This window comes from Phenylobacterium sp. (assembly GCF_036263695.1).
Lineage (GTDB): Bacteria > Pseudomonadota > Alphaproteobacteria > Caulobacterales > Caulobacteraceae > Phenylobacterium.
In genome coordinates, this window is record NZ_DATAGM010000355.1 from 1 (window position 1) to 19115 (window position 19115).

Consider the following 19115-nt stretch of genomic DNA (forward strand, 5'->3'; position numbering starts at 1 on the left):
ACCATGGCGCCCTGCGGGTCAGTGGCGACGATGATGTGGTCGCCGCCCGGCACCTCGGCGGGGCCGTGGTGGATCTGCCCGCCCTTGTCCGCCACCACCTTTGCGGCGCGGTCGATGTCGTCGACGCCGAAGTAGAAGAGCCAGTTTGGCGGCGGGCTGCCGGGCGGCTGGCCCATCATCGCGCCGATCATCTGCTCGCCGATGTTGATGAACTGGTAGTCGCCCATCTCACCCATCGGCATGACGTCGCCCTTCTGCCAGCCGAAGGCGCGCGTGTAGAAGGCGAGCGCTGCGGCCGGGTCGGTGGTGTTCAGCTCGTTCCACTGGCAGTGGCCCACCGCGTTCGGCTTGAACGAGGTGCTCGAGCCCTCGGACGAGCCGCGCATGATGTAGAACGGCACGCCCTGCGGGTCGGCCAGCATGGCGAAACGGCCGACGCCGGGAATGTCGGTCGGCGGGGCGTGCTGGACCGCGCCGGCCGCGACGAGCTCGCGGGCCTTGGCGTCCACGTCCTCGACGCCGATGTAGGCGTACCAGCCGGCGCGGGCGCCCGCTTGCTCAAGGCGCATCAGGCCCGCCACGTCGGCGTCGGGCGCGCCGAACAGTCGATAGTCGGCGCCCGCCTCGAACGCCTTCGTCGTCCAGCCCACGACCGCGCCATAGAAGTCGGCCGCCGCGTCGGGGTCGCGGGTCATCAGCTCGTACCAGATGAATTCGCTGGCTTGGTTGGTCATGGGGACGTCCTCCTCGCCTGGAAGACGCGCAGGCTGGTCCTGATCCGACAGGCGCGGAAGAAAAATTCTGTGACTGGTGAAGGCGTCCCTGACGCGACGCTCGCCGCATCCCGAGCGCACGACTTACCTGTCGCTCTCGCAGCCGGCCGCGAAGTGACAGGTTAGGACGTCCCCTCGCGCGGGCGGCGAGGCCTCCCCGCGACACCCTAGCCAGTCACCGCGCCCGTTTCTTGTCCGGGCGCGGGGCGCGCTTCGGACCGCGGGCGGGCGACGGGCGGCGGGCCTGCGGCCCCGGCGGCTCGGCGGGAGTGGCCCGCAGGTCGCCGGCGGCCGCCGCGGCCTTGGCGGCTTCGCGGAAGCGGTCCTCGGCGTCCCGGGCGATCTCGAAGCGAGTCTCGTTGTCGAAGATGCGGATCTGGCCGATGTCGGCCTTGGTCACGTGGCCGAGCCGGCAGATCAGCGGCACCAGCCACTTCGGGTCGGCGTTCTTGCTGCGCCCGATCGGCAGGCGGAACCAGGTGGCCTCCGACGGATCGATCCGCGGCGCCCGGCCAGGCGGCGGGCCCCGGCCTTCGGGGGCGGCGCCGCCGTCCTGGTCGAACACCTCCTCGGGCTCGGGCAGGCGGGCGCGGTGCAGGCGCACCAGGGCGGCGGCCACCGCCTCGGGGCTGCGGTCCGCCAGGATCTTGCCGGCCAACTCCAGGTCCTCGGGCGTGGGCGCCTCGTTGAGGATCGGATCCTCCAGCAGTCGGACCTGGTCCTTCGCCCGAATCGCCTCGGGGGAGGGCGGTCCCGACCAGATGGCGTCGACCCCGGAGGCGTCCAGCAGCCGCTCGGCCTGCCGCCGTTTGGTGTAGGGCACGATCAGCACCGAGACGCCCTTGCGCCCGGCCCGGCCGGTGCGGCCGCTGCGGTGCAGCAGGCCGGCCTTGTTGGCCGGCAGCTCGGCGTGGATGACGAGGCCCAGGTCCGGCAGGTCGAGCCCCCGCGCGGCGACGTCGGTGGCCACGCACGCCCGGGCGTGACCATCGCGCAGCGCCTGCAGGGCGTCGGCCCGCTCCTTCTGCGACAGCTCGCCGGACAGCTGCACGGCCGAGAAGCCGCGCTCGCGCAGCGCGCCGTAGAGATGGCGGACCTTCTCCCGTGTGGCGCAGAAGATCAGCGCGCCTGGGGCCTCGAAGTAGCGCAGCAGATTGACCACGGCCGGCTCCACCTCGTTGGGCGCGACGCGGACCGCGCGGTACTCGATGTCCCCGTGCGGCTCGTCGCGGCGGGTGGTGTCGATGCGGACCGAGTCCCGCTGGTAGCGCTTGGCGAGCGCAGCGATCTCCTTGGCGATGGTGGCCGAGAACAGCAGCGTGCGGCGCTGGTCCGGCGCGCAGTCGAGGATCTCCTCCAGGTCCTCCCGGAACCCGAGGTCGAGCATCTCGTCGGCCTCGTCGAGCACCACGACCTTGAGGGCCGAGAGGTCCAGGTTGCCGCGCTCCAGGTGGTCGCGCAGCCGCCCGGGCGTGCCGACCACCATGTGCGCGCCGGCCGCCAGCGCCCGCTGCTCGCGGCGCGCATCCATGCCGCCGACGCAGGTCGCCACGATGGCGCCGGCCTCGGCGTAGAGCCAGCCGAGCTCGCGGCTGACCTGCAGCGCCAGCTCGCGGGTCGGCGCGATGATCAGCGCCAGCGGCGGGCCGGCCCGGTCGAACCGCTCGGCTTCGCCCAGCAGCGGCCAGGCGGCGGCAAGGCCAAAGGCCACCGTCTTTCCGGAACCGGTCTGGGCCGAGACCAGCAGGTCGCGGTCCTGCGGCGCCTCGAGCACCGCCTGCTGCACGGGCGTGGGCGCGCCATAGCCCTGCGCATCGAGGGCGCGGGCGAGAGCCGGGTGGGTGGCGGCGAATGGCATGCGAAGGAGTCTCTTCCGATGGGCGGTCGCGCGGCGTGGCGCCTATGCCGCCAAAACGCAAACCTTTCCTTGAAGCTCACCAGGGTGCAGCTTTGGCGGGATCAATATTCAGAAGGCCAGCCCGTGACCCTGCGCGTCCTGTTCTCCACCCTCGCCGCGTCCATATTCATGGCGGGTGCGGCGCATGCCGCGGCGCCCGACGTCGCCCTCTACGCCATCGACTGCGGCCGCATGAGCCTGCCGGACGCCGACGCGTTCGCGGACGACGGCGCCTACAAGGGCGTGGCCAAGAACCTGGTCGTGCCCTGCTACCTGATCCGCCATCCGAAGGGCGACCTCGTGTGGGACACCGGCCTGCCCGAGGCGATGGCCGACGCGCCCGCCAAGCCGCCGGGCATGAGCATGGCCCGCAAGCTGACCGACCAGTTGAAGGATCTGTCCCTCACGCCCGCCGACATCGAGTTCATCGCGGTCAGCCATAGCCACTTCGACCACATCGGCAACGGCGGCCTGTTCGCCGGCTCCACCTGGATCGTCGACGCCGACGAGCGGGCCTACGCTTTCCGCCCGGAGGCGCGGGCCAACAAGATCCAGTTCGGCGCCTATTCGGCCCTGGAGAACGCCAAGACGGTGGAGATCAAGGGCGATGCGCCCCACGACGTGTTCGGCGACGGCACGGTTCAGATCATCCCCGCGCCGGGCCACACGCCCGGCCACACGGTGCTGCTGGTCAAGCTCGCCAAGGCGGGGCCCGTGCTGCTGACCGGCGACCTCTGGCACATCGCCGAGAGCCGGGCGGCCAAACGCGTGCCGCGCTTCAACGTCGACCGCGCCCAGACGCTGAAGAGCTATGAGGCCATCGAGCAGCTGGCCACTCAGACGAAGGCCCGCGTCGTGCGCCAGCACGTGCCCGAAGACTTCGACGCCATGCCGAAGTTCCCGCAGGCGTTGCGTTGAAGGGCGAGCACCCGAACATCGTTAGCTAAAGGTTAGCGTTTGCGCCGTTAACCTAATTCCGCCCTTGGTTAGAGAGCGGAATGTCGTGTTTGACCTGATCCACTCCCGCCTCAGCTTCGGGGCTCGTCTGGCCCTGATCTCCGGCCTGTTCTGCGCCCCGCTGGTCCTGCTGCTGGTGCTGTTCGTTCAGGCGAGCCTGGACCAGATCAACTTCTCGGCCAGGGAACTCCAGGGCAGCCAGTATCTCCAGAAGGTCTGGCCGGCGATGGTCAAGGGCGAGGCGCTGGAAGACGCCGGCGACAGCTTCGGCGAGACCAAGGCGTTCGGAACCTTTCAGCAGGCCTCCGGCATCGAGAAGATCAGGGCGGGTGTCGGCCTGGTCACCGCCGTCGCCGACGGCTCCAACCTGACCCTCGATCCGGACCTGGACAGCTTCTACGCCATGGACGCGGTGACGGTGCGCCTGCCGGCCCTGTACCGCGCCAATGCCGAGCTCAAGGCGGCCCTGGGCAGCGGCGATCCGCAGCTCGTCGTCCGCGCCCTCGATCACCTCTCCATCGCCCAGGACCAGTCGCTTTCGTCTCTGAACGCCACCATGGAGAAGAACCGGGAGGGCGCGACGCGCAAGGCGCTGACGGAGCCTACCGCCCAGCTTCAAGCGGCGGGCGCGGCCGTCCAGACAGCAGCACAGGCGGGAGTCCCCGAGGCCACGGCCCAGGCCGCCGCCGCTCTCGACGGCGTCGTGGACCAGACCTGGGTCGCCGCCGAGAAGGAGCTCAGCCGGCTGCTCGAGGCGCGCATCGCCAAGTTGCGGCTGCGAATGGCCGTTAACCTGACGCTGGTCGGCGTGGCGCTCGCCTTCGCAACCCTGCTCGCCGTCTCGATCTCCCGCGCGCTCGCCTCGCGCGTCAACGCCCTTGTTCGGGTGATGGAGCGGCTGAGCGCCAACGATGTCGAGGTCGAGATTCCCTGCCGCTCGGATCGCAACGAGACCGGCCGCATCGCTGCGGCTCTCGGCATCTTCCGCGAGGGCATCGCTGACCGGAACCGGCTGCAGGCCGAGGCCAATGTCGCCAGTCAGGCCAACACCGAGAAACTGCAGGCCACGGAGGCGGCGTTCCGCGCGGCGGGCCTTGCCCAGGCCCAGGTGGTGGACCAGCTCGCCAAGGCCCTCGACGCCATCGCCGACGGGCGGCTCGCCACCCGGCTGCAGGACGGCTTCACCGCGGAGTACGAAAAGCTGCGCAGCGACTTCAATCGCGCCGTCGGCCAGCTGTGCGAAGCCATGCAGCTGGTCGGCGCCGTCGCCCACGACATCCGCAGCGGCGCGCGCGACATCAGCCGCGCCACCGACGAGCTCGCCGCGCGCACCGAGCGCCAGGCCGCCAGCCTCGAGGAGACCGCCGCGGCGGTCGAGCAGCTCACCTCAACGGTCCTGCGGACCTCCGAGGACGCCAAGGAGGCCCACACCGCGGTCTCCGCCGCCAACGCCGACGCGGGCCGCTCCGACGACCTGGTGCGCCAGGCGATGACGGCGATGAGCGAGATCCAGGGATCGGCCCAGCAGATCAGCCAGATCATCGGCGTGATCGACGAGATCGCCTTCCAGACAAGCCTGCTGGCGCTGAACGCCGGGGTCGAGGCCGCCCGGGCCGGCGAGGCGGGCCGCGGCTTCGCGGTCGTCGCGTCCGAGGTGCGGGGCCTCGCCCAGCGCTCGGCCGACGCCGCCAAGGAGATCAAGTCGCTGATCAGCGCCTCCACCGACCAGGTGGCTCACGGCGTCGAGCTGGTCGGCCAGACCGGCGAGGCGCTCAGCCGCATCAGCGCCCAGGTCGCCGGCGTCAACACCCTGATCGCCCAGATCGCCGCCTCGGCCCAGGAGCAGGCCTCGGGCCTCCAGCAGGTGAACACCGCCGTCAGTCAGATGGACCGCGTCACCCAGGAGAACGCCGCCATGGTCGAGCAGTCCGCCGCCTCCAGCCACTCCCTGACCCAGAAGGCCGAGGAGCTCTTCCAGCGCCTGGACAAGTTCGACGTGGGCGGGGCCCACGCGGCCCCGACAGCGCGGGCGGCCTGAGCAAACTTCTACCGTCACCCCGGCCCTAAGCCCTCATCGAGGGCTGGAGAGCCGGGACCCAGAAGGCGCTCGGACCCGGGCCCGGATCGACGCTTCGCGCCGTCCGGGATGATGGGATGAGTTAGGCTGCCCTCAGGATGGCGAGCGCGTAGGGCTCGAGGTCGAGGCCGTGTTGCGAGGCCGCCACCTCGCCGCTAGCCAAGAGCAGCTCGCCCGAGATCGGCGTCGAAGTTCTGTCCGCGCCCAGGTTGAACACGCACGTCACCGTCTCGCCGCCTGCCGTCCGCGTGAACCCGAGCACGGGGTCCGGCGTCTCCAGGAAATCGATGTCGCCGGCGGTCAGCGCCTCGGACCTTTTGCGCAGCCCGATGACTCTTCTTGAAAACGCCAGCACCGAGTCCGGATCCGCCTCCTGCGCCGCGACCGTGAGGCCGGCGTGCTCCCGCGCCATCGGCAGCCACGGCGTCCCGCTCGTGAACCCCAGGTTGGCCGCATCGGCGCGCCAGGGCATCGGCGTGCGGCAGCCGTCGCGGCCGCCGTCGTAGGGCCAGTAGAGGTCGCCGACAGGATCGCGGAGCTGGGCGCGGGAGAGCCTGGCCTGCGGCAGGCCCAGCTCCTCGCCTTGGTAGATCAGCGTCGTGCCCTTCAGCGTCGTCAGCAGGGCGAACAGCAGCTTGGCGACCTCAGGTCCGGGATCCGGTCCGCCGAACCGGCTGACGGTGCGCGGGACGTCGTGGTTCGAGAAGCTGATCGTCGGCCAGTGCAGCGGGTGGTCGGCCAGCGTCGCGTAGTGGTCCCGCACGAACTGAGGGCCTAGCTTGCGCGCCAGCAGCATCACGAAGGTGTAGCCGGAGTGCAGGCCCTCGCCCGGGCTGCAGTAGGCCCCGCAGCGGGCCTCCTCCTCCGAGAACTCGCCGAACACGAAGCGGTCGCCGTGGGCCTCCACGCGGCGCCGCACATCCTCGAGCAGCGGGATGTTTTCGGGCAGGTTGGAGTCGAACAGGTGCCGCTGCAGGTCCGAGGCGTGCCGCCAGTGGGCGGAGGTGCGCTCCCCCGGCGGCACGGCCGGGTTGTCCCTCAAGCTTGCGTCGTGGAGGAAGGCGTTGGCGACGTCGAGGCGGAAGCCGTCGACGCCGCGCTCCAGCCACAGGTCGAGCACGCCCAGCGCCGCTTCGCGGGCCCCCGGGTCTTGCCAGTTCAGCTTCGGCTGCTGGCGCAGGAACTTGTGGTGGTAGTGTTTGCGCCGCTTGGGCTGGTAGGCCCAGGCCGGCCCGCCGAAGACCGAGAGCCAGTTGTTGGGCGCCGTCCCGTCCTCCTTGGGATCGGCCCAGACGTACCAGTTCGCCTTGGGCCCGGCCTCGCCGCCGGTCAGGCTCTCCACGAACCAGCGATGCTCGTCCGAGGTGTGAGCCAGCACCTCGTCGAGGAGCACCTTGAGCCCTCGGGCGTGCGCCGACTCAAGCAGGGTCTCGAAGTCGGCCAGCGTGCCGTAGTCGGGGTGGACGGTCTCGTAGTCGGCGACGTCGTAGCCCCAGTCCCGGTCCGGCGAAGGGTGGATGGGGGAGAGCCAGATCCCGTCGACGCCCAGGCTCTGGATGTAGTCCAGCTTCGCCGTGACGCCGGCCAGGTCGCCCTGGCCGTCGCCGTTCGCGTCGAAGAAGCTGCGGACGTAGACGTGGTAGAGGACCGCCCCCCGCCACCACGGCCTGGTCATACGTCGGTGGCGTTGTTGATGATCTTGCTGACGATGCCGTAGTCGACCGCCTGTTCGGCGTTCATCCAGAAGTTCCGCTCGGTGTCCTTGACGACCTTCTCGTAGGTTTGGCCGGTTTCACGGGCGATCATCCGGTTCACCCGCTCGCGCATCTTCACGATCTCCTCGGCCTCGATCTGGATGTCCGAGGCCTGGCCACGCACGCCGCCCATCGGCTGGTGCAGCAGGAAGCGTGTGTTGGGCAGGCAGAAGCGGTTCTCCCTGTGGGCGCCCAGGAAGATGTGCGCGCCGGCGCTGGCCACCCAGCCGGTGCCGACCACCTTCACCTTCGGCCCGCAGAAGCGGATCATGTCGTGGATGGTGTCGCCGCTCTCGACGTGGCCGCCGGGCGAGTTGACGAACACCTTGATGTCCTGGTCGCTCTCCGAGGCCAGCGCCAGCAGCTGGGCCGAAACGCGCTCGGCCAGCCGCATGTCGATCTCGCCGAAAACGAGCACGGTGCGTCCCTTGAAGAGGGCGTTCTGGACCGGACCCGCGGTCAGCGGCATGTCGGGCAGCCGCGACTTCTCCTGGTCCTCGTCCTCGTCGTCGTCCATGCGGATATACATTCAGCGCCTCCGTTCAGTGGCCGGGAACCTGTATCGCCAAGCCGCCCGCCGCAAGGGGGTAGGGCGCAGGAAACGCGCCGGCGTGGTGAAGTTGCAGTCGTTCCACCCTATCTGACGGGCCGTGGCGCGCCCCTGGTCCTTCCTCACCAAGACGCCCTCGGCGGAGGCCGTGGCGACGGCTGGACTTTGGTCTAGCCTGCTGGATTTCGCCGTCGTCGCCATCCTGCTGATCGGCGCGGTGAACGCCTGGGCGCCGCCGCAGGACCTGCCGTGGAAGCCGCTGGATCTGGCCCGTCCTCCGGGCCTAGCCACCCGCGCGCAGTTCGAGCGGGCGGCGGACGATCCGCAGCTCTGCCGCGCCGCGCTGGCCCGTGCGGGCGTCGAGTTCGCGAACGAGCCGAACCGCACGATCGGCGGCTGCGCGACGGAGAACGTCGTGCGGGTGCGCGGGGGCGTCACTCGGCTCTCGCCCCAGGCGCCGGTGATGACCTGCCCGCTGGCGCTGGGCTACGTGGGCTGGGAGCGGCACGCGGTGCAGCCGGCGGCGCGCGAGCTGCTGGGCTCACCGGTGACCCGCATCGAGCACTTCGGGACCTACGCCTGCCGCAACGTCTACGGCCGTGCGGAGGGCCGGCGCAGCGAGCACGCCGGGGCCAACGCCGTCGACGTCCACACCTTCGCGCTCGCCACGGGGCGTCAGGTCAGCGTGCAGCCGCACTACCGGCTGGACGATCCCCGCGGCGCCTTCCTGCGGCGGGTGCGCGACGGCGCCTGCGGTTGGTTCCACGGCACGCTTGGCCCTGAGTATAACGCGGCCCATCGGGACCACTTCCACCTCGACCGCGGCCCCTACCGGCTCTGCCGCTGACGCTTGACCTTCCGGAAGCGGCTGCGGCAAATGGCGCTCAAACACACGTTTAAGGGAAGACGCCCATGACCACCGAAGTCCTCGCCGAGGCCAACGCCCAGAGCCAGGCGCAGAGCCTGTTCGACCTGACGGGCAAGGTGGCGATCATCACCGGCTCCTCGCGCGGCATCGGCCGGGCGATCGCCGAGCGGATGGCCGAGCAGGGCGCCAAGGTGGTGATCTCCTCGCGCAAGGCCGGGCCCTGCGAGGAAGCGGCCGCCGAGATCAACGCCCGCCACCCCGGCCACGCCATCGCCGTGCCGGCCAACATCTCGTCCAAGGACGACCTGCAGCGGCTGGTCGACGAGACCCGCCAAGCGTTCGGCAAGATCGACATCGTGGTCTGCAACGCCGCGACCAACCCTTTCTTCGGGCCGATGTCGAAGATCAGCGACGACGCCTTCCGCAAGATCCTCGACAACAACATCATCGCCAACCACTGGCTGGTGCAGATGGTCGCCCCGGAGATGATCGAGCGCCGCGACGGGGCGGTGATCATCATCTCCTCGATCGGCGGCCTGCGCGGCTCCACCGGCATCGGCGCCTACAACATCTCCAAGGCCGCCGACTTCCAGCTGGCCCGCAACCTCGCCGTCGAGCTCGGCCCGCACAACATCCGGGTCAACTGCATCGCCCCGGGCCTGGTGAAGACCGACTTCGCCCGGGCCCTGTGGGACACCCCCGAAGCGGAGAAGCGCTCCAGCGCCAACACCCCGCTCCGCCGCCTCGGCGAGCCCGACGACATCGCCGGCGCGGCGGTGTTCCTCGCATCCAAGGCGGCCTCCTGGATGACCGGCCAGTCGATCATCGTCGACGGCGGCTCCACCTGCTGATCAGGGACTGGCTGGGCGTCAGTGCTGACCTGACGCCCCTCACCAGATGAGGTGGTACAGCCCGAACCCTAGGGCGCCGGCGCTGATGGCGAAGGCGATGAGCACCAGGAGGCCGTCCCGGGCGATGAGGCCGAGGCCGAAGCTGGCGATGGCCGCGGAGGGGATGAAGGCGACGAACGGCAGGAACTCGAGCGGCGGCACCGACAAGGCGAGGACCACGCAGACGAGGGCGACCATCCGGTCGGCGACGGGGCCGGTCAGCGCCTCCAGCCTGGGCTTGACCATGCGGTCGACCACGCGGGCGGGCTTGGTCGCCACCCGTACGGTCTTCTGCAGCCGGTCGGCCCGAACCGAGCGCTTGAGCAGGAACTTGGGCAGCCAGAACGCGTCGCGGCCGATCAGCAGCTGGCCGGCCACAAGCAGGGTGATCAGCGCGATCATCGAGGGCGCGCCCGGGACGGCCGCGACGGGCGTCATGCCCAGCAGGCCGGCCAGCAGCAGAAGCGGCCCGAATGACCGCTGGCCCACCGCGTCCATGATCTCCTGAACGCTCACTCGCGGTCCATTGCCGTCGGCGGCCTTGCGAAGCTCACCGAGCAGGTCCTCGAGATCCTGAGCGCCTTGCGCCTGCGCCATTGAACCAGAGCTCCGTCTGCTTGCGAAATCCGCAGCCATAACGCCCGAACGCGCCGTTCGACGCCCGGCCCGCCGCCGCGCTAGCCTCATCCGTCAGCCAGGAGAACGCCGCGATGATGACCGACGCTTTCGAGACCATCCTGTTCGACACGCCCCGACCGCACGTGGCGCGGATCACCCTGAACCGCCCGGCGCAGATGAACGCCTACAGCTTCCGGATGACCCAGGAGCTGCTGGCCGCCATCGCCGCTTTCCGCGATGACGACACCCTTGGGGCGCTGGTGATCACCGGCGCGGGCGAGCGGGCCTTCTGCACCGGCGGCGACATCTCCAGCGCCGACGCCGAGCATTCGCGCACGGTCCGCACCCAGCCCATGGGCCATGGGCGCGAGATGCGCGACGGCATGCAGGCGGTGGTGCTGGCGCTGCGCCGCCTCGACAAGCCGAGCGTCGCCATGATCCGCGGCTTCGCGGTGGCCGGGGGGCTCGCTCTCGCGCTCGCCTGCGACCTGCGGATCGCCGGCGCGTCGGCGAGGCTCGGCGACACCAGCAACAAGGTGGGCCTGCTGCCCGACGAGGGCGGCGCCTGGCTGTTTCCCAGGGCCATGGGCCTTGACCGGGCGCTGAAGATGACTCTGCTGCACGAGATCTACCCGGCCGGCGTGGCGAAGGACCTGGGCCTCGTCACCGAGGTGGTCGGCGATCCGGTGCTGGAGGCCCACACCCTGGATCTCGCCGAACAGCTCGCCGCGAAGGCGCCGCTCGCGGTCCGGCTCACCAAGATGATGATGGCCAAAGCGATGGAGACCTCGCTGGAGAGCTCCCTCGCCGACGCCCAGATGGCGGTGATGATCTCCAACCCCAGCCACGACGTGCGCGAGGGCGTCGCCGCCTTCCGCGAAAAGCGGCCGCCGAAGTTCGAGGGCCGGTAGGCGCTAAGCCTGGCCGATGCGGCCGAGGTCGTCGTCGGTGGGCTCGCGGCCCTCCGGCGTCAGCTCGTCGACGGCCTCGGGCAGCGCCTGCGAGAGCTCGGAGAGCAGCGCCTGGCGCGGCATTCCGGTCTCCGCGGCCAGGGACTCCACCGTCTCGTCGCCGAGCGCTTCCGCCAGCCGCTGCGGCGGCACCGGTTGGTTCGGCCCAGGTCGGACCCAGGAGTCGACCTCCTGGCCGAGGCCGCGTTCGCGGAGCTGGCTGAGCAGCGCGCCGAGTGCGCCCGCCCCGCCCAGACCGCCGAGCAGGCCGCCGAGCCCACCAGGCAGGCCGGCCCCCATGCCGCCAGGCAGTCCCGCACCCAACCCGCCGGAGGAGCTGCGGCTCGGATCGAAGCTGCGGCCGCCGCCGCGCTGGCGCATGTAGTGCTGGGCGGCCTTGGCGGCGAGGGCGATCAGCAGACCGTTCATCGCCGCCGAGCGGCCGCCGCCGATCCGGCTCCCGGCGCTGCGGCCCATGCCGCCGCCGACCATGCCGCCGAGAATCTGTTCGAGTAGTCCGGCCATCGCGCGCTCCTGGGAATGGGACCGACGAACAACTCGCCGCGCGCGCCGCCGTTGCGCCTAGCACTTCACCGTGAACTCCAGCCCGTTTGAGAACGGCAGGGTCTGGGTGCGAAGGGCGTTGGCAGGGTCGTTCACGTAGGCGAAGTAGTCGGCGTAGGCGTGCGCGAACTGGGCGGTATTGTCGGCGATGACGACGGCGCCGGGGCGCAGGTGCGGCCCGATCATTTCGATCGCCGGGCGGGCCATCTCGGTCCAGATATCCATCAGCACGAAGTCAATCGGCCCCTGCAGATCCTTCAGCGTCTCGCGCAGGTCGCCCTCCCGCAGCTCGATGACGTCGGAGACCCCGGCCTCGGCCCAGTGGGCGCGGGCGGCGGCGGCTTTGGCCGGCTCGTACTCGGTGGCGATCACCTTGCCGGCCCCGCCCCCCGCCAGGGCGACCTCGCGCACCGCGTCCGCCAGGTGGATGGTCGAGACCCCGTAGGAGGTGCCCACCTCCACGACGGTCCGGGCCCGCAGCGCCCGACAGACCTGGGCGCAGAAGGCGGCCTTATCCGGCTCCAGGGCCACCAGCTTGTCGGCCATGAAGCTGTGGGCCTCGGCGTCCAGCCCCTTCCAGTCCAGCGTGCCTTCCTTCGCGCGCCGCCCGAAGTAGGCGCCGAGCTCGGCCTCCTGGGCTGCGCTCCGGGCGTGCAGCCGCTCGGCGACGGCGCGGGCTTTGGGATCGGCGGGCAGGGTCACCGGCCCGCCTCCCGGTCGTACTTCATGGCGCCCAGAACGTTGCCTTCGGTGTCCTCGAACCAGACCAGCTCGCCGACGCCCTCGATGCGGAACGGGCGTGTCAGGATCCTCCCGCCATTCGCCTCGATGTCGGCGATGGTCTGCGCCAGGTCTTCGACGCCGAAGGTGATCTCGACGCTCTGCGGTCGGCCGGCGATCTCGCGCCGCTCCTGCAGCGCGCCGGCCATCCCGGCGCCGCGGGCCTGGTAGTAGTCGGGCGGCCCCCAGGGCTCGTAGGTCCAGCCCATCACCGCCTCGTAGAAGCGGCGGGCTCTGTCGACGTCGTCGGCGTTGATGGAGAAGTGACGCAAGGTGGCGGGCATGGCAGGGCTCCTGCGGATGTGCGGTGGCAAGCTAGCCGCTGGCGGAACGGCGTTCTCACGCTATCCTGACGAGAAATGTCGGGAGTGCGCCAAAGCGAGAGCTATTCCGTCCGCAGCCTGGCGGTCACCTACCGCGACGGCGAGCGGATCGATCGGCACAGCCACGCCTGGGCGCAACTGATCTACGCCGCCTCGGGGACGATGCGCGTCGCAACCGACGAGGCCGCCTGGCTGGTGCCGCCCACCCGGGCGATCTGGGTGCCGGCCAGGGTTCCGCACGAGATCCACATGCGCGGCCAGACCGCGATGCGGACGCTCTATGTCTCGCCGCAGGCCGCCGCCGCCCTGCCGCCGGCGTGCCGCGCCCTGGAAGTCTCGCCGTTGCTACGCGAGCTGGTGCTGCACATCGTCGGCGGCATGCTGCGCACCGACGTCGGCGAGGACGCGCGGCTTTGCGGCGTGCTGCTCGACCTCCTGGCCAAGAGCGAGACCACTCCGCTCGGCCTGCCGCTCCCGCAGGACGCCCGCGCCAGGCGCCTGGCCGAGAGGCTGCTGGCCGATCCCGCGACGCCTGCGCCGCTCGCCGATCTCGCCCGGGAAGCGGCCGCCAGCGTCCGCACCCTCCAGCGCCTGTTCGCCGCCGAGACGGGGCTCTCCATCGAGGCCTGGCGCACCCGCGCGCGCCTGCAGCACGGCCTGGTACAGCTCACCGCCGGCGCCTCGGTCACCGCCGCCGGCCTCGACGCGGGCTACGCCAGCCCCAGCGCCTTCATCGCCGCCTTCAAGGCCGCGTTCGGCGTGACGCCGGCGAGATACAGAGCGGGACGGGACAGGTAGCGCTCCGCGCAACTAGTCGCGGACGGCTCCGGGTGACGGGTTGGGCTACCTGCCACCCCGCACAATCTCCCGCGCCTTCGCCAACCTCCGCACGCCCTCGTCCAGCGTCTCATCGTTCTTCGAGAAGCAGAGCCGCAGGATCGTCGTCACCGGCGACTCCTCATAGAGCGCCGATACGGGGATCGAGGCCACACCCGCCTCCTGCACCGCGCAGAACGCGAACTCACGGTCGGGAACATCGATGCCGGAGGCCGGCAGATCGACATTGAGGAAATAGGTCCCTTGCGAGGGGAGCACCGCGAACCCCTCACGACGCAATGCCTCGGTCAGCCGGTCGCGGGAAGTCGCCAGGCGCACTGGCATCTCCGCGAACCAGGCCTCGCCGGTCTCCAGCCCGAAGGCGACGGCGGTCTGCAGGTTGGGCGGGGTGGTGAAGGTGAGGAACTGGTGGGTTCGAGCCAGCGCCCGGGTCAGCTCCGGCGCGGCGCACAGGAAGCCGACCTTCCAGCCGGTCAGGCCGAACATCTTCCCCGCCGAGCCGATCTTCACGCACCGCTCGCGCATGCCCGGAAATCCGAGCAGCGGCCGGTGCTTCGCCGGCGCGAACACGACCTGCTCCCACACTTCGTCGCAGATCGCGACGGCGGCGTAGCGCACGCAGAGCTCGGCCAGAACGGCGAGATCCTCTTCCGGCAGAACTACGCCCGCCGGGTTGATGGGGTTGTTCAGCACCACGAACCGGGTTCGCTCGGTGAAGGCGGCCTCCAGCATCGCCCGGTCGAACCGCCAATGCGGCGGCGACAGGCGCACGAGCTTCGGGACCCCGCCCGCCCGGCGGACCAGCGGCACATAGGCGTCGTAGAGCGGCTGGAAGACGATGACCTCGTCGCCTGGCTCGATGAGCCCCAGGAATGCGGAGGCCAGCGCCTCGGTGGCGCCCGAGGTGACGGTGACCTCGCTCTCCCAGTCCAGGTCCAGCCCCTGCGTGCGGGCGTAGTGACGGGCGACCGCCTCGCGAAGCTCCGGCAGCCCGGCCATCGGCGGGTACTGGTTGTAGCCGTTCAGCACCGCTTCGGCCGCCTTGGCCCTTACCGCCTCCGGTCCCGGAGCGTCGGGGAATCCCTGCCCGAGGTTGATCGCCCCCAGCCGGCGCGCCAGCCCGCTCATCTCCTCGAAGATGGTGGTCGGCAGGCTTGCGAAGATCGGATTGGCCATGGCGAGGCTTTGAACGCTACGCCCGCTCCTGTTGCAACCGCTCGAAGGCGCTCGGCCGCCGCCGCGCTGTCCAGGCCGCGATGATCAGCGCCGCGTTCGCCTCCGGCGGCTCGCGGCTGTCGACCTCCAGGTCGTAGGCCATGTGCAGGTGGCAGGTCTCGAAGTCTCGGCGGGCGTCGCCGACCGGGCGGTCGCCGCGGGCCAGCTCCCGGCGCTCCAGCTCCTCGAGCGGGCAGTGGACGCCGACGAAGAAGACGTCCTGTTCGCTGAGCAGATCGAGCAGGCGGTCGCGCCAGGCGAGCGTCTCGACGATGTGTTCCACGAGCAGGTTGTTCCCGGCTTCGAGGTAGGCGGGAAGCGAACGGTGGAAGCCGTCGAAGAATGCCTCCCGCATTCCGCTCCACGGGAACTCGCCGCTGCGGATCCGCTCGCGCGGCAGGATCCCGGCCCCCATCAGGTGGTCGATCGAGACGTGCCAGAAGGGCTCGGCGATCCGCGCCTGGACGGCCCCGGCGATGGAGGACTTGCCGGCGCTGGACGCCCCGTTGAGCAGGATGACCTTGCCAGCCACCCTGCGCCCTTACGCCTGTTCGCGCTGACGCTTCTTGCGGAAGCTGGGGTTCAGGACCTGCTTGCGCAGGCGGATGTTCTTGGGGGTGACCTCGACCAGCTCGTCGTCCTCGATGTAGGCGATGGCCTGTTCGAGGGTCAGCCGGCGCGGGGGCGTCAGGCGTACGGCCTCGTCCTTGCCGGAGGCGCGGACGTTGGTCAGCTGCTTGGCCTTCATCGGGTTCACGTCGAGATCGTCGCTGCGCGAGTTCTCGCCGATGATCATGCCCTGGTAGGTCTTCTCGCCGCCGCCGACGAACATCACGCCGCGCTCCTCCAGGTTCCACAGCGCATAGGCCGCGGTCTCTCCGTCGGAGTTGGAGACCAGCACGCCGTTGCGGCGGCCCTCGATGTGTCCCTTGAACGGCTCATAGTGGGAGAAGACCCTGTTCAGCACGCCGGAGCCGCGGGTGTCGGTCAGGAACTCGCCCTGATAGCCGATCAGCGAGCGGGACGGGGCCTGCAGGGTGATCCGGGTCTTGCCGGCGCCCGAGGGGCCCATGTCCTTCAGCTCGGCCTTGCGGGCCGACAGCTTCTCGATCACCACGCCGGTGAAGTCGTCATCGACGTCGATGACCACGTCCTCGATCGGCTCCAGCCGCTCGCCCGTCTCGGGGTCGGTCTGGAACACCACCCGCGGGCGGCTGATCGACACTTCGAAGCCTTCGCGGCGCATGGTTTCGATCAGAACACCCAGCTGCAGTTCGCCGCGGCCGGCCACCTCGTAGGCGTCCTTGTCGGCGGTCTCGGTCACCCGGATGGCGACGTTGGCCTCAGCTTCCTTGAGCAGGCGGTCGCGAATGACCCGGCTCTGCACCTTGTCGCCTTCGCGGCCGGCCAGCGGGGAATCGTTCACCGAGACGGTGATGGCGATGGTCGGCGGGTCGATGGGCTGCGCGGGGAGGGGCTCGGTCACCTCCGGGGCGGCGATGGTGTCGGCGACGGTCGCTTTGGAAAGGCCGGCGATGGCCACGATGTCGCCGGCGTCGGCCGAGTCGATCGGACGGCGCTGCAGGCCGCGGAAGGCCAGCACCTTGGTGATTCGCCCGCGCTCGACCTCGGTCCCGTCGGGGCCGAGGGCCCGGACGGTCAGGCCCGGCACGGCGCGGCCGGCTTCGACGCGGCCGGTCAGCAGGCGGCCGAGGAAGGGGTCGCTCTCGATCAGCACCGACAGCAGGCGGAACGGCTCGTCGGTCCGCTGCTCGGCTTCCGGGGCCGGCACGTGCTCGACGATCTTGTCGAACAGCGGCGCCAGGTCCTTCTTCTCGTGGGTCAGGTCGGTGACCGCCCAGCCCTGCTTGCCGCTGGCGTAGATGTGCGGGAAGTCGAGCTGCTCGTCGCTGGCGCCCATGGTGGCGAACAGGTCGAACACGTCGCCCACCACCCGCTCGGGGTCGGCGTGGGCGCGGTCCACCTTGTTCAGCACCACGATGGGCCGAAGGCCGAGCTTCAAGGCCTTGCCGAGCACGAACTTGGTTTGCGGCATGACGCCTTCCTCGGCGTCGACCAGCAGCAGGCAGCCGTCGACCATGCCGAGGATTCGCTCCACCTCGCCGCCGAAGTCGGCGTGGCCGGGGGTGTCGATGATGTTGATCCGGGTCTCGCCGGCCGCCCCGTGCCACAGCACCGAGGTCGCCTTGGCCAGGATGGTGATCCCGCGCTCGCGCTCCTGGTCGTTGGAGTCCATGGCCCGCTCCACCGTCGCCTCATTGGCTCGGAAGACGCCGGACTGGGCGAGCAGCTGGTCCACGAGCGTGGTCTTGCCGTGGTCGACGTGGGCGATGATGGCGATGTTGCGGAGCGACATTTGGGATTCTGATCAGCAGGCGAAGCCGCGGCTTCTAGAGGAGGGCGGCTCCGGGGGCCAGAACCTTGTGATGCGGCGAAAGATCGGCGCCTGACGCCGCGTCCACAAGGGGCCGCGACGATGAGGTTCCGACTAGCCTGTTTTGTGCGCCGCAACAAGTTGACTTCGCTGCAAACTAATATCAGCCTATTGTTATTGTTACAGAAAACGTCCTTAGGCGGGGCGGTTGCGAAAAAATCGCAACAGGCCGCTTGCAGATTTGTGCGTCGCACAGTATACAGGAGGTCCGAGGCGTCCTTGACGCCTCTGCCCTTCCTGGGCGTTTCCTCCCTAATGAACTGCCGCGCCTTCGGGCGCGGCTTTTTTTTTCGCCCGCGCGCTGCGGGGCATCAGTCGCCGCTGCCGATCAGCTCGAGATAGGCTGGCAGGTTCGCCTTGAAGGGCCCGGCGAAGTGCAGGGTCAAGGCGCGCTCGGTGGGGAAGGGGCTCTGCAGGGTACGCCAGTGCTCGAGGCGCATGACGCCCGAGGCGGTGAGCTCCGGCAGCAGGCCCGCGCAGAAGGCGCCTTGCTCATAGGACGGCCCCGCCCACTCGTCCTCGCAGACCCAAGCCGTCTCGGTGCGCCGCCACTTGGTCCCGGCGAACAACGCCGACCAGCGCTCCAGGATGGCCGCCCCTTCGGACCCGCGCACCAGGAAGACTCCGGCGTTGAACGGGGCGCTCCAGTAGGGATTGTCCCCCGCGCCGACCATGGCCTCGGCGCTTTCGAACAGTGTCTCGATCGGTCGGGCCAGGTCGTGCACCACCGCGTCGGTGTCAAGCCAAGCGACCGCATCATAGCCGGCAGCGAGGTAATGCCGGCAGATCTGCGGCTTCTGCCAGTAGACCGGAAGGTCGAAGTAGGCCTTGTCCAGGAAGCGGTAGTCGTAGCCGTGGGCCTCCGCATAGGCCTTGTTGCGCACCAGCAGCGCCAGCATGTCGCCCAACTGCGGCAGCGGCCGTGTGTCGAACTGGACGATCGCGATCTTCATACGGGCAGGCCATTCCGGTGTGGTCACCCGCATAGCGGTCCGCGTCGCCGGCCGCCAGAGATGTCCCCGCGGGGCGCGCATCTCCCGTCCATCCACCAGTTATGGTAGCGTCGCGTCCAGATCAGGAGGGGCGAGGATGCGGTCGGTTCTGCTGGGGATCGCGTTGGCCTCCGGCCTCGCCGGGACCGCCTGGGGCGAGACCGGCTGCAAGCTGCAGAAGGTCGCCGACCTGCCGGTGACGATGGCCGGCCTGAAGCCGCAGGTGCCGGTGAAGATCAACGGCCGCGAGGCGGTGCTGGTCGCCGACAGCGGCGCCTTCTTCAGCATGATCAATGAGCGCAGCGCCGAGCGCCTCGGGCTTAGCCGGGGCATGACGCCGCCGGGCCTGCGGGTCCGCGGGGTCGGCGGCACGGAGGCGGTCAAGGTGATGGTCGCCAAGCGCTTTGAGCTTTCCGGCGGCGCGCTCACCAATGTGGACTTCCTGGTCGGCGAACTTGCGCCCGGCGGCCAGGCCGACGGTATCCTCGGGCAGAACGTGCTGGGCGTGCTGGACGTCGAGTATGACTTCGCCAATGGCGCCATCCGGCTCTTCAAGCCGCAGGGATGCGCAAAGGCGAACCTGGCCTACTGGGCGGCGGGCAAGCCGGTGAACGT

The 19115-nt window shown here is 70.1% G+C and carries 18 protein-coding genes and 1 pseudogene; 7 read left to right on the forward strand and 12 right to left on the reverse strand.

Going from position 1 to position 19115, the window contains the following annotated elements:
* Both VHK87_RS14430 and VHK87_RS14435 read right to left on the reverse strand, forming a co-directional pair.
* The coding region (locus VHK87_RS14430; protein WP_329635585.1) for a VOC family protein at positions 1-734 on the reverse strand (734 nt) is incomplete at its 3' end.
* A 226-nt stretch (positions 735-960) separates the two neighbouring features.
* A pseudogene (locus tag VHK87_RS14435) lies at positions 961-2631 on the reverse strand (DEAD/DEAH box helicase); the annotation flags it as partial.
* Positions 2632-2754: 123 nt separating this feature from the next.
* Here VHK87_RS14435 and VHK87_RS14440 point away from each other — a divergent pair.
* Positions 2755-3588 (forward strand): N-acyl homoserine lactonase family protein, encoded by an 834-nt coding sequence (locus VHK87_RS14440; RefSeq protein ID WP_329635586.1) that lies wholly within the window; start codon positions 2755-2757, stop codon positions 3586-3588.
* A gap of 85 nt (positions 3589-3673) precedes the next feature.
* Positions 3674-5665 (forward strand): methyl-accepting chemotaxis protein, encoded by a 1992-nt coding sequence (locus VHK87_RS14445; RefSeq protein WP_329635587.1) that lies wholly within the window; start codon positions 3674-3676, stop codon positions 5663-5665.
* 121 nt (positions 5666-5786) lie between these two features.
* Here VHK87_RS14445 and VHK87_RS14450 read toward each other — a convergent pair whose 3' ends face one another.
* Both VHK87_RS14450 and VHK87_RS14455 read right to left on the reverse strand, forming a co-directional pair.
* Positions 5787-7379: an alpha-glucosidase gene (locus VHK87_RS14450; RefSeq protein WP_329635588.1), complete on the reverse strand. Its 1593-nt coding sequence runs from the start codon at positions 7377-7379 to the stop codon at positions 5787-5789.
* The gene (locus tag VHK87_RS14455; protein WP_329635589.1) at positions 7376-7987 is read right to left on the reverse strand and encodes an ATP-dependent Clp protease proteolytic subunit; all 612 of its coding nucleotides are present in this window, start codon (positions 7985-7987) and stop codon (positions 7376-7378) included. Before VHK87_RS14455 ends, VHK87_RS14450 begins: the two co-directional genes overlap by 4 nt.
* Positions 7988-8108: 121 nt before the next feature.
* Between VHK87_RS14455 and VHK87_RS14460 the strand changes: the two genes are divergently transcribed.
* A complete protein-coding gene (locus tag VHK87_RS14460; protein WP_329635590.1) occupies positions 8109-8855 on the forward strand; it encodes an extensin family protein in 747 nt (248 codons plus the stop codon).
* A 65-nt stretch (positions 8856-8920) separates the two neighbouring features.
* The gene (locus VHK87_RS14465) at positions 8921-9727 is read left to right on the forward strand and encodes an SDR family oxidoreductase (RefSeq protein ID WP_329635591.1); all 807 of its coding nucleotides are present in this window, start codon (positions 8921-8923) and stop codon (positions 9725-9727) included.
* 39 nt (positions 9728-9766) lie between these two features.
* On the opposite strand, the gene VHK87_RS14470 is transcribed toward VHK87_RS14465, so the two are convergent.
* Positions 9767-10363 carry an exopolysaccharide biosynthesis protein gene (locus VHK87_RS14470; RefSeq protein ID WP_329635592.1) on the reverse strand — a complete coding sequence of 199 codons (597 nt, stop codon included), beginning with the start codon at positions 10361-10363 and terminating at the stop codon, positions 9767-9769.
* Between the two features lie 113 nt (positions 10364-10476).
* Here VHK87_RS14470 and VHK87_RS14475 point away from each other — a divergent pair, with 113 nt between their 5' ends.
* Positions 10477-11295, forward strand: coding sequence for an enoyl-CoA hydratase/isomerase family protein (locus VHK87_RS14475; RefSeq protein WP_329635593.1), 819 nt, complete (start codon positions 10477-10479; stop codon positions 11293-11295).
* A 3-nt stretch (positions 11296-11298) separates the two neighbouring features.
* Here VHK87_RS14475 and VHK87_RS14480 read toward each other — a convergent pair whose 3' ends face one another.
* From VHK87_RS14480 to VHK87_RS14490, 3 genes are read right to left on the reverse strand one after another with little or no spacing between them, the layout of a single operon-like run.
* Entirely contained in the window at positions 11299-11859 is a 561-nt protein-coding gene (locus VHK87_RS14480) for a YidB family protein (protein WP_329635594.1), read from the reverse strand.
* Between the two features lie 57 nt (positions 11860-11916).
* Positions 11917-12600 (reverse strand): O-methyltransferase, encoded by a 684-nt coding sequence (locus VHK87_RS14485; protein WP_329635595.1) that lies wholly within the window; start codon positions 12598-12600, stop codon positions 11917-11919.
* Complete coding sequence (locus tag VHK87_RS14490) at positions 12597-12962, reverse strand: VOC family protein (RefSeq protein WP_329635596.1); 366 nt, start codon at positions 12960-12962, stop codon at positions 12597-12599. The genes VHK87_RS14485 and VHK87_RS14490 overlap by 4 nt, the downstream gene beginning before the upstream one ends.
* Before the next feature lie 84 nt (positions 12963-13046).
* Between VHK87_RS14490 and VHK87_RS14495 the strand changes: the two genes are divergently transcribed.
* Positions 13047-13799, forward strand: a complete 753-nt coding sequence (locus tag VHK87_RS14495) for a helix-turn-helix transcriptional regulator (protein ID WP_329635597.1) — start codon at positions 13047-13049, stop codon at positions 13797-13799.
* 45 nt (positions 13800-13844) lie between these two features.
* Here VHK87_RS14495 and VHK87_RS14500 read toward each other — a convergent pair whose 3' ends face one another.
* From VHK87_RS14500 to VHK87_RS14515, 4 genes are all read right to left on the reverse strand, one after another.
* Positions 13845-15014 (reverse strand): aminotransferase, encoded by a 1170-nt coding sequence (locus VHK87_RS14500; protein ID WP_329635598.1) that lies wholly within the window; start codon positions 15012-15014, stop codon positions 13845-13847.
* A 16-nt stretch (positions 15015-15030) separates the two neighbouring features.
* On the reverse strand, positions 15031-15585 hold the full coding sequence (locus tag VHK87_RS14505) for a chloramphenicol phosphotransferase CPT family protein (RefSeq protein WP_329635599.1): 555 nt from the start codon (positions 15583-15585) through the stop codon (positions 15031-15033).
* A gap of 9 nt (positions 15586-15594) precedes the next feature.
* A complete protein-coding gene (gene typA, locus VHK87_RS14510) occupies positions 15595-17430 on the reverse strand; it encodes a translational GTPase TypA (RefSeq protein ID WP_329635600.1) in 1836 nt (611 codons plus the stop codon).
* Positions 17431-17819: 389 nt separating this feature from the next.
* Positions 17820-18461: a hypothetical protein gene (locus VHK87_RS14515; protein ID WP_329635601.1), complete on the reverse strand. Its 642-nt coding sequence runs from the start codon at positions 18459-18461 to the stop codon at positions 17820-17822.
* A 136-nt stretch (positions 18462-18597) separates the two neighbouring features.
* On the opposite strand from VHK87_RS14515, the gene VHK87_RS14520 reads away from it, so the two are divergent.
* Positions 18598-19115: retropepsin-like aspartic protease (locus VHK87_RS14520; protein ID WP_329635602.1), on the forward strand; the 518-nt coding region annotated here is incomplete at its 3' end.

Bases quoted from the DNA above. Each gene is read 5' to 3' on its own strand.
- VHK87_RS14450 (WP_329635588.1), bottom strand. From the start codon at position 7,379: ATGACCAGGCCGTGGTGGCGGGGGGCGGTCCTCTACCACGTCTACGTC.
- VHK87_RS14455 (WP_329635589.1), bottom strand. From the start codon at position 7,987: ATGTATATCCGCATGGACGACGACGAGGACGAGGACCAGGAGAAGTCG.
- VHK87_RS14465 (WP_329635591.1), top strand. From the start codon at position 8,921: ATGACCACCGAAGTCCTCGCCGAGGCCAACGCCCAGAGCCAGGCGCAG.
- VHK87_RS14470 (WP_329635592.1), bottom strand. From the start codon at position 10,363: ATGGCGCAGGCGCAAGGCGCTCAGGATCTCGAGGACCTGCTCGGTGAG.
- VHK87_RS14475 (WP_329635593.1), top strand. From the start codon at position 10,477: ATGATGACCGACGCTTTCGAGACCATCCTGTTCGACACGCCCCGACCG.
- VHK87_RS14480 (WP_329635594.1), bottom strand. From the start codon at position 11,859: ATGGCCGGACTACTCGAACAGATTCTCGGCGGCATGGTCGGCGGCGGC.
- VHK87_RS14490 (WP_329635596.1), bottom strand. From the start codon at position 12,962: ATGCCCGCCACCTTGCGTCACTTCTCCATCAACGCCGACGACGTCGAC.
- VHK87_RS14500 (WP_329635598.1), bottom strand. From the start codon at position 15,014: ATGGCCAATCCGATCTTCGCAAGCCTGCCGACCACCATCTTCGAGGAG.
- typA (WP_329635600.1), bottom strand. From the start codon at position 17,430: ATGTCGCTCCGCAACATCGCCATCATCGCCCACGTCGACCACGGCAAG.
- VHK87_RS14515 (WP_329635601.1), bottom strand. From the start codon at position 18,461: ATGAAGATCGCGATCGTCCAGTTCGACACACGGCCGCTGCCGCAGTTG.